At 63.1% G+C, this 11,462-nt stretch carries 7 protein-coding genes; 2 read left to right on the forward strand and 5 right to left on the reverse strand.

The genetic code is table 11. The features are described from left to right. Positions 1 to 293: 293 nt before the first annotated feature. The 5 genes from H6A60_RS10760 to H6A60_RS10780 form a co-directional block, all read right to left on the reverse strand. On the reverse strand, positions 294 to 1,829 hold the full coding sequence (locus tag H6A60_RS10760; protein ID WP_205104477.1) for a flavocytochrome c: 1,536 nt from the start codon (positions 1,827 to 1,829) through the stop codon (positions 294 to 296). A gap of 249 nt (positions 1,830 to 2,078) precedes the next feature. Continuing rightward, a complete protein-coding gene (locus H6A60_RS10765; RefSeq protein WP_205104479.1) occupies positions 2,079 to 2,921 on the reverse strand; it encodes a preQ(1) synthase in 843 nt (280 codons plus the stop codon). Positions 2,922 to 3,090: 169 nt separating this feature from the next. After that, the gene (locus tag H6A60_RS10770; protein WP_205104482.1) at positions 3,091 to 4,047 is read right to left on the reverse strand and encodes a 2-hydroxyacid dehydrogenase; all 957 of its coding nucleotides are present in this window, start codon (positions 4,045 to 4,047) and stop codon (positions 3,091 to 3,093) included. 165 nt (positions 4,048 to 4,212) lie between these two features. Next, positions 4,213 to 8,121, reverse strand: a complete 3,909-nt coding sequence (locus H6A60_RS10775; protein ID WP_205104484.1) for a DEAD/DEAH box helicase — start codon at positions 8,119 to 8,121, stop codon at positions 4,213 to 4,215. 157 nt (positions 8,122 to 8,278) lie between these two features. Further along, positions 8,279 to 8,728 carry a hypothetical protein gene (locus tag H6A60_RS10780; RefSeq protein WP_205104486.1) on the reverse strand — a complete coding sequence of 150 codons (450 nt, stop codon included), beginning with the start codon at positions 8,726 to 8,728 and terminating at the stop codon, positions 8,279 to 8,281. A gap of 399 nt (positions 8,729 to 9,127) precedes the next feature. Between H6A60_RS10780 and H6A60_RS10785 the strand changes: the two genes are divergently transcribed. Both H6A60_RS10785 and H6A60_RS13970 read left to right on the forward strand, forming a co-directional pair. Beyond that, a complete protein-coding gene (locus tag H6A60_RS10785; protein ID WP_239477721.1) occupies positions 9,128 to 9,928 on the forward strand; it encodes a response regulator transcription factor in 801 nt (266 codons plus the stop codon). A gap of 178 nt (positions 9,929 to 10,106) precedes the next feature. Next, positions 10,107 to 11,462 (forward strand): ATP-binding protein (locus H6A60_RS13970; RefSeq protein WP_205104488.1); only part of this gene is annotated, 1,356 nt, incomplete at its 3' end.

Genomic DNA, 11,462 nt, shown 5'->3' on the forward strand with positions numbered 1-11,462 from the left:
CGTGGAATGGAAACAACCGTACGGCGCCAGGCTCTTGCCAAGAGTGCGAATAAATGCCCTCCATTCCGGGGTTGAACCGCCCTAAAGAATGGAAATGGAACCGGTAGATTTAACCGGTTTCGGGGAACGGAAAGCGGCGGTCCTTCGGGTGGACGCATCTCACCGTGAGAGGCTTGGGTACAGCAAAAGGCGCGCCCCACAAAAGAAGCGCGCCTTTGCGTGACGGCCCGTGAAGCGGCTTGTCCGGCCGTCCGGGCCCGAGGCGGCACACGGGGCCGCCTCCATGGCAGCGATTAAGCTGCGTTTTCCTTCGCCTTGGCGGCAGCCGTACCGGCGATGCGGCCGAAGACCAGGCAGTCGAGAATGGCGACAGAACCGAGGCGAACGGCACCGTGCACGCCGCCCGTGGCTTCACCGGCAGCGTAGAGGCCGGGGATCGGGGCATACGTAATGACGTCGAGAACGCCGCAGTTGTCGTCGGTGATCAGACCGCCCATGCAGTGGTGAACCTTCGGCTGGCACTCGCCGACGTACCACGGACCGTCAACCATCGGAACCTGGTCGTTGTTGATGTAGCGGCCCCAAGCCGGGTCCTTCTTCGTTTCAACGGCCTTGTTGAATTCGTCAACGGTCTTCTTGAGGTTTTCGAACGGGATGCCCGTACCCTTGGCGAGGTCTTCGAGCGTCTTGTACTCGGAGACGATCTTCATTTCGAGCATCTTTTCAAGGAAGCCCGGACGCTGCTTCTTGAGCGGTTCGACGTTCTTGCCCTGGGCAATGGCGAAAGCCTTGCGGCCGGCCTGCTGTTCGAGCATGATCGCGTCGGCGCGAACCTTGCGGTTGGCGAGTTCGTTCACGAAGCGGTTGCCTTCGGAGTTGACCCAAATGCCGTATTCGGCAGCGGCCGTCTGGTTGAACTGCCAGCCGATGCCCATGCCCTTTTCATGCGGGTTGCCCCACGGGCCGCACTGGATCCAGTCGTTCTGAACCTGCAGGCAGCCGATGGCGGAGGTTTCGCGCCAGAGTTCGGACGTGGCGCCCGGCTGGTTCGTCGTGTCGAGGTCAGCCGAGAGCTTCGGGTCCTGGAACATGCGGAACTTCACGTCGGCCGCGAAGCCGCCGTAGCAGCAAACGACGCCCTTCTTGGCGCGCAGGAACTTTTCCTTGCCCGATTCTGCCTTCGGGAAGCGGTAGCCTTCGCGAACCTTGACGCCGACGACCGCACCGGCTTCGTTGCGGATGATGTGTTCGACGTAGCAGCGGTTCTTCATCGGAATGCCGAGCTTCTTCACCATGTCGATTTCCTTGGTGACGATACCCGAGCCCGAGCCGTTCTTCGTCGTGACATAGCGCGGAACGCTGTGGCCGCCTTCCTGACCGATGGCATCGGGCAGGAATTCGACGCCGAGCGTCTTCACGCACCATTCGTAGTTCGAAAGCGCATGCTCGGCAAGGAGGCGAACCTTCTTCTTGTCGTTCAGGTACTGACCGGCAACGAGAATGTCCTTTTCAAGCAGATCGACCGAGTCTTCGATCTTGTGCATCTTCTGCTGCGGGCAGCCCGTTGCCGTCAGAATGCCGCCGTTGATGATGGAGTTGCCGCCGAAGGTCGTCATCTTTTCAAGCACGACGACGTTCGCACCCGCGTTCTTGGCTTCAATCGCGGCAGCGAGACCGGCAAAGCCGGAACCGATGACGATCACGTCATAGGTTTCGTCCCACTTGATGTTCTTATCGACGCCGTGCGCCATGAGAGGCGATGCAGCAAGCGCGGCTCCGCCTGCGAGCGTGCTGGCAATAAGGCTGCGGCGCGAAATCTGATTGGTCATGGTTATTCTCTCCTTTAGATGACGACGGTTTTCGTTCGGGTTGCAAAGCGCGCCGCGAAGTGCGGGCGCTCGTTGCCGACCGAGCGAAGCGGCGCGCGGCCGCTGCCGCGCACGCGCTCTCTGAGCCGTCACTACATATTCTCCTCTCAGAGTTCCTAGGAGAGATGACTTTGGTCAAACGGGCAAAGGCGTCTGGGCGTTACTCCCATTGGGACAAATCAGCTGGACAAACCCCCTTTTTAGGAGCCACTATTGCCGAATCTCGCGCAGGATCGACGCGGGCAAATCGCGTTCGGTACTGCGGAAGGGATTGATGTCGATCCCGCCTCGGCGTGTAAATGCAGCGTAAACCTCAAGCATCTCCGGCGAGAAGGCCGCACGCAGGTCGTGGAAGATCTGCTCGACGCACTGTTCGTGAAAGCCGCGATGACGGCGGTACGAGACGAGGTAGTCGAGCAGCGCCATGGGCGCAGGGCCGCGGCCGCGAATGCGCACGACAACGGCCGCATAGTCGGGCTGCCCGGTCACGGGACAGAGCGAACGGAAAATGCGCGTCGACCAAATCTTTTCACCGGTCTCAGCCGGGTCGGCACCCAAGCGCAGCACCAGTGCGTCGGCTTCGGCTGCGCGGAATTCGTGCGAGGCGGCTTCGGGGAGCGTTTCTAGGCATGTGCCCGGGAGCGGCGTCACGTTGCCCGCCCATTTCTCGGCGGGCGAAAGCTTCACGCGGACGCCTTCGCCGATGCGCGCGCCGAGGTCTTCTTCCATGCGCTTTTCAACTTCTTCGAGCGAGGCGACCGTCGTCATGGCGAAGCTCCCCGCGTAGAGCTTCAGGGACTTCGACTCGACAATCGAGTGGGTCGAGGCGGGGACGAAAATTTCGCCCACCGCCGTCTGCGGCAAGCCGTTCGGCGCGAGCCACGAGAGTTCGTAAAGACGCCAGATGTCGGTGCCGCGGAAATGATGGTCGCCGATCGCGTCACGGCCGAGCGAGCGCGGAATCGGCTGAATGAGCGTCGGGTCGTAGCTGTCGCCGTAGACGGTGCTTTGACCGAGAAGCGTACCCTTGGGTTCGGGCATCAGAACGGGCATGGGAATCCTCGCCGAAAGGAAGTTGAAAGCGTTTTTGTCGAGCTCGGGATTGTAGCCTTTCCGCTGCGCGAGCTTCGGGAAAATCCTGAGCAAAGAAAAAACGGGCGGTCCCGCATACGGCGGCCGCCCGATTTCCGGCTGCGTTTTGCCGGAAGCTCGAACTGGTGCTTTATTCGGTGTAGGAGCCCGGCACGCGGGTGACGAGGGGCTTGCCTTCAAGGAAGGCGCGCACGTTTTCAAGCAGGAGATCGGCCATGTCGTCGCGCGTCTCGAACGTGCCCGAAGCGATGTGCGGTGCGAGAACGACGTTCTTCATGCCGAGGAGCTCGGTTTCGACATGGGGCTCGTGCTCGAAAACGTCGAGCGCCGCGCCCGCGATGCGGCCTTCGCGCAGCGCCTTGATCAGGGCTTCGGTGTCGACGAGTGCGCCGCGCGCGATGTTGACGAGCATCCCCTGAGGGCCGAGCGCATCGAGCACTTCGGCGTTGACGAGGTGATGCGTTTCGGGACTCCCCGGGATCACGACAACGAGGAAGTCCGCCCACTCGGCGAGCGACTTCATGTCGGCAAAGCGCTTGTAGGGGACGGGTTTTTCGTGGCGGGCCGTGTAGCCCACTTCCATTTCAAAGGCGGCGGCGCGCTGCGCGAGGACGCTGCCGATGCGGCCGAGCCCGGCAATGCCGATGCGCTTGCCGAAGATGCGGCGCCCGAGGCCGAAGTCTTCGTTGGGCCAGCGGCCCGCACGCACGAAGGCGTCGGCCTCGGCCGTGCGGCGCGTGAGGGAAAGCAGCAGCGCGAAGCCGAAGTCGGCGACGTCGCGGCTCAGTACGTCGGGGGTGTTTGAGAGCGCAATGCCGCGGCGGGCGAACTCGGCGAGTTCGTAGCCGTCGAAGCCGACGCCGTAGTCGGCCGTCATCTCGAGCTCCGGGAAGCGGTCGAGGAGGGGCTTTTTCACCTGCATGTTGTGTGCGCCCACCAGGATGCGCGCTTCGGCAGCACGTTCGCTTTGAAAGCCCGAGAGCGGATCGGGCTCGAAGAGAACGTCGCCCAACGCCCGAAGTCCTTCGAGCATCTTCGGGCGCATGAGCTTTTCGGGAATCAGGCTGACGATGACGGGTGCGGTCATGATGGTTGCTCCTCGTTGTGTAGTGTCCTGCGGGCGCGCGGGCCGGGTTGGGCGCCGCGCTTGCGTCGCGTCAAATGCTTCCGAGTCTACGCCGCGTCGCCCGAAAATGGGAATGTCCGACGGTGCCGACGGGCGCTTCATCGGGCGACGGGCGTGTGCGCCCGATCAGGCTTCGGTGCTGCGGTCGAGCGAGAAGATCGACTCGAGTTCGCGCGTCGGGAGGTCGCCGATCCAGGTTTCGCCCGTCGCGACCGTGAGGTCGGCCAGGTCGCGCTTGGCGGCGAGCATCTCGTTGATGCGCTCTTCGAAGGTGCCTGCGCAAACGAAGCGCCAGACGATGACGTCGCGCCGCTGCCCGATGCGGTAGGCGCGGTCTGTTGCCTGTGCTTCAACGGCCGGGTTCCACCAGAGGTCGTAGTGCACGACGGCCGAGGCTGCCGTGAGGTTGAGCCCGGTGCCGCCCGCCTTGAGCGAGATGATCATGACGCGCACGGCGCGGTCGTTCTGAAAGCGGTCGACCATCTTCTGGCGGTTCGCAACCGAGACGCCGCCGTGCAGGAAATCGGGCCTTTCGCCCGTGGCGCGCTCGATCCACGTCTGAAGCCGCTCGCCCATTTCGCGAAACTGCGTGAAGATGAGCACCTTGCGGTCCGATTCGCGGCAGCGCTCGAGAATCTCGAGAAGCGCGGCGCCCTTGCCGGAATCGGGCAGCGGCGCTTCGGTTTTCGAATACTGCGAGGGCGAATTGCAGATCTGCTTGAGGCTCATGATGAGCTTCAGAACCTGACCGCGGCGCGCGGCCTTGGCATCTTCGGCGGCGATGGGCGCTTTGACGGGCTGCGCATCGGTGCTTGGGGGTGCTTCGCCGCCGCTCTCGGGGGCGGTGCTTCCCGCCGCACGGCGCTCGATATCGCGGATTTTGTCGAGGTGCGACTGCAGCACCTTGCCGTAAAGCGCCGCCTGCTCGGGCGTCAGCGTCACGAAGCGGTCGATCGTGTTGCGCTCGGGCAGGTCCGAGATGATCGTCTTGTCGGTCTTGAGGCGGCGCAGCATGAAGGGGGCCGTAAGGCGTCGGAACGCTTTGGCTGCCGCCGGGTCGCGATCGCTTTCGATCGGGAGCACAAAGGTCTTTTGAAAGTCCTGCGCCGACCCCAAAAGATGCGGCTGCACCGTGTTGAGAATCGACCAGTACTCCATGAGTCGGTTTTCGACGGGCGTGCCCGTCATGGCGATCGTCTGCGGCGCGCCCAGCGCTTTGGCGGCCGCCGCCTGTGCGGAGGAGGCGTTTTTAACGGCTTGCGCTTCGTCAAGGACGAGGAGGCGCCAGCGCACGGCGGAAAGCACCTCGGCGTCGCGGCGCATCGTGCCGTAGCTCGTGAGAACGACGTCGGGGAGCGTCGAGCGGTCTTCGGGAAGCTTGCGGTTCGGTCCGTGGTAGAGCCCGACCGTGAGCGACGGAGCGAATTTCGCGATCTCGCGCTGCCAGTTCGTCATGAGCGTTGTCGGTACGACCGCGAGGACGCGGCCTTTCACGAGTTCACCTTCGAGCTTCAGCTTGTCAATGGCGGCGATCACCTGCAGGGTCTTCCCGAGCCCCATGTCGTCGGCGATAAGCGCCCCGATGCCCAGTCGGAGGTTTTTCATGAGCCACGCGTAGCCGCGTGCCTGATAGGGGCGCAGCGTTGCACAAAGGTCCGGGGGTGGCGCCACGTCGTCAACCGCCGTGAGCCTGGCAAGCCCCTCGCGCACGCGCTCGGAGACGTCGACTTCGGCGCCGCGGTATTCGCCTGTGAGCGCTGCGCGCATCTTTTCGAGGTAGCTCGGCTGCGGGGCCTTTTCGAGCGTCGCCGCCATGGCGGCGAGTTCGTTGGGGTCGATCCAGACGAAGTCGTCGCCGATGCGAACGACTTCGCCCGCGTGGGCTTTGAGGCGCTCGAATTCTTCCGGCGTCAGTTTTCGATCGCCGAGCGCCACCGACCAGTCAAAACGCGAAAGTGCGTCGCGCCCGAGCACGCTCGCGCCGCTCTTCGGTCCCGCATCGAGATGCGCGACAAGCCGCGGCTTCAAAAGACGCTTGAGCTTCTCGGGCAGCATGACCGAAACGCCGAGGAGCGTGAGGACGGGCGCCGCATCAAAGAGAAACTCCTTCAATTCGCTCGAGAGGAGTGTCAAGGGCTTGCCGCCCTGCTCACGAATGTCTTCGAGTGCCGGGTATGCACCCGCGAGCGTTTTGAGAATCGAGAGCGCGGCGAACCTGTCCTTGGCGTAGCGGTCGTCCTTGAGTAGCTTCGCGAGCATCACGGGGCGCTTCACGCTGAAGTCTGCGGCATGCGGATCGGTTGCGCGCGCGTCGACTTCTTCGTCATCGGGCACGTCGGGCGCCGTCTGCGCGGCTTCGATCGACTGCGGGTCGACCGCACGGCCGAGAACGCCGAAGTTGAGTTTCACGCCCTCGGCATGAATGCGCGCCGTCAGAACCGGTCGCCACGGATAGGCGTCCCCGAGGAGGAAGGCGCGCAGGCTGCGCGTAAAAAGGCGCTCGGCGCGCGGCGGGAAGCGTCCGTCCGCGAAGCGCATGTCTTCGCCGAGCGCGGCCGCGCAGTAAAGCGACTCGACGCGCTCCCCGGCCTTGGCGGCATACGTGGCGCGCAAAAGCGCACCGACGGCGGTTGTGAGCGCAAGAAACACCGTGCGGCGAATGCGGCTTTTCGCTTCGGGCATGAAGCGAAGCGTTTCGGGCTCAAAGAGCTTCTCGGCAAAGGGCGCGACGCCCTCGACGAGCGCGTCAAAAAGCGTTGCGACGGGGCGGCTTCGCAATGCGGGCGTCCATAGGACGCGCGGCATCGGGTGCTCGATGCCTTCGGGGACAATAAGCGCAGGTACGACCGAGGCGCTCTCGATGAGACGCGCGGCGGCTGCCGTGATTTCTCGCCAGCACTCGACTGTCGGTGCTTCGTACCTTGCGTCGGCGCTCGTGAGCGCAAGGAGTGCGGCAAAAACCGCGTTCGGGTCGGTTTCAAAGCGCTCGACGCGGTCCTTTCTCGCCCGCGGCGGACGCGAGATGCGAAGGAGGGCGGCCGAAGCGCCCGCCGTGTCGTCAAAATCGATGGCGAGGTTGAGGCGGAAGGCTTCGGGGGCAATCGACGCATGGGCTTTGGGCGAGCGCGCGAGTGTCTGCGAAAGATAGGCATGCCAGTCGGTGCAGACGGTATGCGAGGGCGCGGCTTCGGCGGCGCCAGCCTGCGCAATCGCGCGTGCGGCCGATTCAAAGGCGCAGAGTTCGACCGTCTTTCGCACGGCGCGGCCCGCCGCATCGATCATTCGCAGGATTTCGCCGCGAAAGCTTTCCTTCATGCCGGGGTCGACCCGCCCGGGCAGGAGCTTTTCGAGCGTCGGACGCATGCTCGTCAGCTGTCCGTAGGGAATCGAGCGCAGCTTTTCGAGCGCCGCTTCGGGCGCAAGGGGCTCGGGATCGGCGCGGTCTTCGGTTGCAGCGGCAAGAAACGCTTCGAGCGTGAGAGGCTTGGCCGTCACCGTGTCGGTGACGTCGATGCCGCGCGCTTTGAGCGCGCCCTGCAAATCGAGTCCGCGCAGCTTGAAAACGAGAAACGGATCGCCGTCGATCATGTCGGCGAGCGCGTAGAAAACGGCGGCGATGTGCTTGCAGACGCGCGCGCTGTCCGGGCAGCTGCACGAGAGCGTCATGCTGCGCCAGCTCTTCGGGAAAAGTTCGATCCCGAGCGACGCCGCGATCTCGGCAACGGCGGGCGAGAGCGTGCCGTCGAGCAGCTCGGCAACGAGCACCGGGTCGCGCGCGACCTGCGCGAGAAGCTGTTCGGCCTTCTTGGGGGCGATGGGCGGGAGCGCAATGTGCACTTCGTACGGGTAATAGGCCGATCCGTCGACCAATGCTTCGACCGAGAGTGTCTCGGGGTGCCATTCACAGCTCGCGATGCGCCCCGTGTTGCAGTAGGAGCGCCCGCGCGGGAGGCGGTTGGCGTGGTCAACGGATTCGAGGGCGCGCAGCCACGCGGCTCCCCACCAGGTATTGCCGTAAGTGCGTCTTTTGGCCATTGTTGTCGGTGTAATTGTCTTTTTGTCGGAAGGTGCGGCACCGCGCGAGGTACGTGCGCTAGAGAGGCATTCTACGTAGGACGACAAAAAGCGCGCCCGATTTTGTGTCGGACGCGCTCTTGCGGTGCGCTCACATACTGCAGCCGAACCGAGTGGCTCAGTGCATGTTGCGGAAGAAGTCGTTCTTGGGCGCCGGGAGCACAAGGAGCGCGATCGCTGCGATGCAAAAGAGGATCGGGTGGCAGACCGCGCCCGCAAAGGCGAGCGTGAGCGGGAGGCGCTCGTCCACAAAGAGCTCGAGGCGCCAGATCTCGAGGCCGCGTTCGAAAATCATGCCGTTGAGCGCAAAGGCGTCGGCGTAAACGCAAACGATCACGACGAGGAGCGTGAGTGCGAGCACGGTCGAAAAGCGACGGCGTACGGCGTCGTTGTAGGAGAAGATGCGCTTGGCGGCAAAGAGGACCAGGAGCAGCGCGAGACCGACAATCGAGGGGGCGGCCGCCCAGAGAAGCGCGTCTTCGGCAAGCTTGCCCGACAGGGTCCAAATGCTCATGCTCCAGAAAGCAAGCGTCACGAGAATGAGGGCGAAAGTGAGCGAGCGTCGCATGATGTGTTGGGCCGGCTTGAAGCCGGTTGGTTGCGGTTCGTCGGATGCGCCGAAGACAAATGCGGCGCGGTTTTATGAAGCTTGTTCACAATTATAGCGGCGGGCTCGTGCGGAAAGCGCGCTCGAGCGCGTTGATGCCTTTTCCCGAATGGCGTGCGGCGCAATGCATTCGGGTGAAATCGGCTTGCGTTTCGGCGCTTCGGTCGCGTCTCACGCGGAAAAGATCGGCAAACGTTCGCGCGAAATCCCGTCAAAGCAAGCGTCAAAATCACGTCAAAGCCTCTGATGCAGGCTAAGAGAGCCCATTTTGACTGCCGCGGGTTTTCACGTCCGCCACTAAACTCTCCTGCAATGTCCGGCGCTCGGAGCGCCATTTTCTAGAGCGAATTGGAAGAACAAATGTCCGTGACGATACTCGTGGTCGACGACAATCCCGACATTCTTGCCAACGTGCGCGACTTTCTCGAATTGAAGGGCTGGCGCGTGGAAACAGCGACGACGGCGGCCGATGCCTGGGAGCGGCTCGCGCGTGAAGCCGTCGATCTGCTCATTCTCGATATCGGGCTGCCCGGCATGGACGGCATGACGCTTTGCCGGCGCATCCGCATTGCCGATAAACGCCTGCCGATTCTGATGCTGACGGCACGAGACGCCGTCGACGACCGCGTAGAAGGACTTGCGTGCGGCGCGGACGACTACGTCGTGAAGCCCTTTGCGCTGCGTGAACTCGGTGCGCGCGTTGAAGCGCTTTTGCGCCGCGCGTTCGGCTCGGGCGTCGAGATGCTGCGCGTGGGCGACCTCGAGATGAATCTCGACAACTTCAGCGTGCGCCGCGCGGGCGAAGAAATTCGCCTCAATCCGATTTGTCTCAAGATTCTGCGCACGCTCATGCGCAGAAGCCCCGGCATCGTGAGCCGCGAAGCGCTCGAAAACGAAATTTGGCACGGCAGCGCGCCGCAGTCCGATAGCCTGCGCTCGAACCTCTATCTGCTGCGTCAAGCGGTCGACAAGCCCTTCGATCAGCCGCTCATCCGTACGCACCCGACGCTCGGCTGGTCGATTTCGGCCGAAGGCGCTGCGCCTCGCCGAGTCGAGCGTACCGATGTCGGCAGCAAGGCCGACCTCACGGACGCCGCGGGCGGCACGCTCGGCGCTCTCGGCACTTCGAGCGGCGGCAGCCGAACGATGGGCTTCGATTAAGAGCTGTCTTTCCGGCGATTTATCGTTAGGCATCGCTGGTGCACTGTTGTTCGAAAGAAGCGTCGCGCTACACTTGCCGAGGACGCTCAGCTGCGGAGATAGTATTTGTCGGCGGCTGAGTCGGCACACAGACAGTGCAGTCGGACGAGGCCGCTCGCGCGGCCGTTGGGAGGAGCGAGTGGACTCGTCGAATCACACCGAGACGAAAGCGGAAAGCGAACATTCCGCCGAGAAGGAAGGGCGCGCCGCAGCGCACCGGCAGCACGCAGCGCAGCGGCACGGCTTCGGGTTGGCAAAGCGCATTGCGCTCGCTTTTGCCGCGCTCATCACGATTGTTGCATTCGCTTATTCGATCGCGATCCGCTGGAGCATCGAGGTCGCGGAAAGGCACCTCGTGACGAATTTTCTCGAAGAGCTTTTCGTCACGGCCGTTGACGACCTGCGAGCGGGGCACGATCTGGATTTGGGCAGTTTCTGCGAGCTCTATGGAAGCGCACCCAATATCAAGCCCGCGACCGAAGCAATGACGGGCTACAAGCCCGGCTTCAACGAAATTACGACGGATCCGGCCCAGTTTCTTTTCAAGGGCAGCTGGGAAAAAGGCGAGCTTGTCCTCGTTTGCGATCAGGTGGGCTTTGAGGAAACGGAGCGGGAGATTTGGTTTCACGCCGGAAGCTCGGTCGTGGTGGTTTTCCTCATCAGCATGCTCTTGGGCGTCTTTCTCTCGCGCCTCATCATGCGTCCCGTCGAGCGCCTATCTGCGGAAGTGCGCCGCAGCGTACACCTGATCGGTACCGACCGCTACCGGTCTATCGATCCTAGGCTCATGACGAACGACGAAATGGGTGAACTCGCACGCACGTGCGACAGCGCCATGCACCGCTTGAACGAAGCGTTGAAGCGCGAAAAGGCTTTTACGGGCGACGTAAGCCACGAATTGAGAACGCCGCTTGCGGTTATTCAGTCGAGCGCCGAGCTGCTTTCGATGAGCGACTTGGGTGCGCGTCAGCGCGAGCAGGTCGAACGCATCGTTCGCTACAGCAACCGCATGCGCGAACTTCTCACGCTGTTCCTGCATTTTGCGCGCAACGGCGCGAGCAGCAAACTCAATGCCGATGCCGATACGGTCAAGGGACTCTTTGCGCTCATGGACGATGTCTGGCGCGACAAGGCTGCGCAGAAGGGGATTGAATTCGATATCCGGACCGAGGCGACCTGTCCGGGGACTTATTCACCGGTCTTTCTCGGTACGGTTTTAAATAATCTCGTCAAAAACGCCGTTCTCTACGTGCCCTCGGGCAGTCGAATCGTCGTTACGGAACGCAAAGACGGCTTCACGGTCGAAGACAACGGTCCCGGAATAGCGCCGCAAGAGCGCGAGCGCATTTTCCGCGACTTTACGCGGGGTGCTAACGCGACGGGCGAAGGCGAAGGGCTCGGGCTTTCGATTGCGGCGCGCGTCTGCGACCGCATGGGGTGGCGCATCGAACTGCTGCCGAGCGAAACGGGGGCGCATTTTCGCGTGACGGTCGTT

Origin of the sequence: Sutterella massiliensis (genome assembly GCF_016899755.1) — a bacterium.
Lineage (GTDB): Bacteria > Pseudomonadota > Gammaproteobacteria > Burkholderiales > Burkholderiaceae_F > Sutterella > Sutterella massiliensis.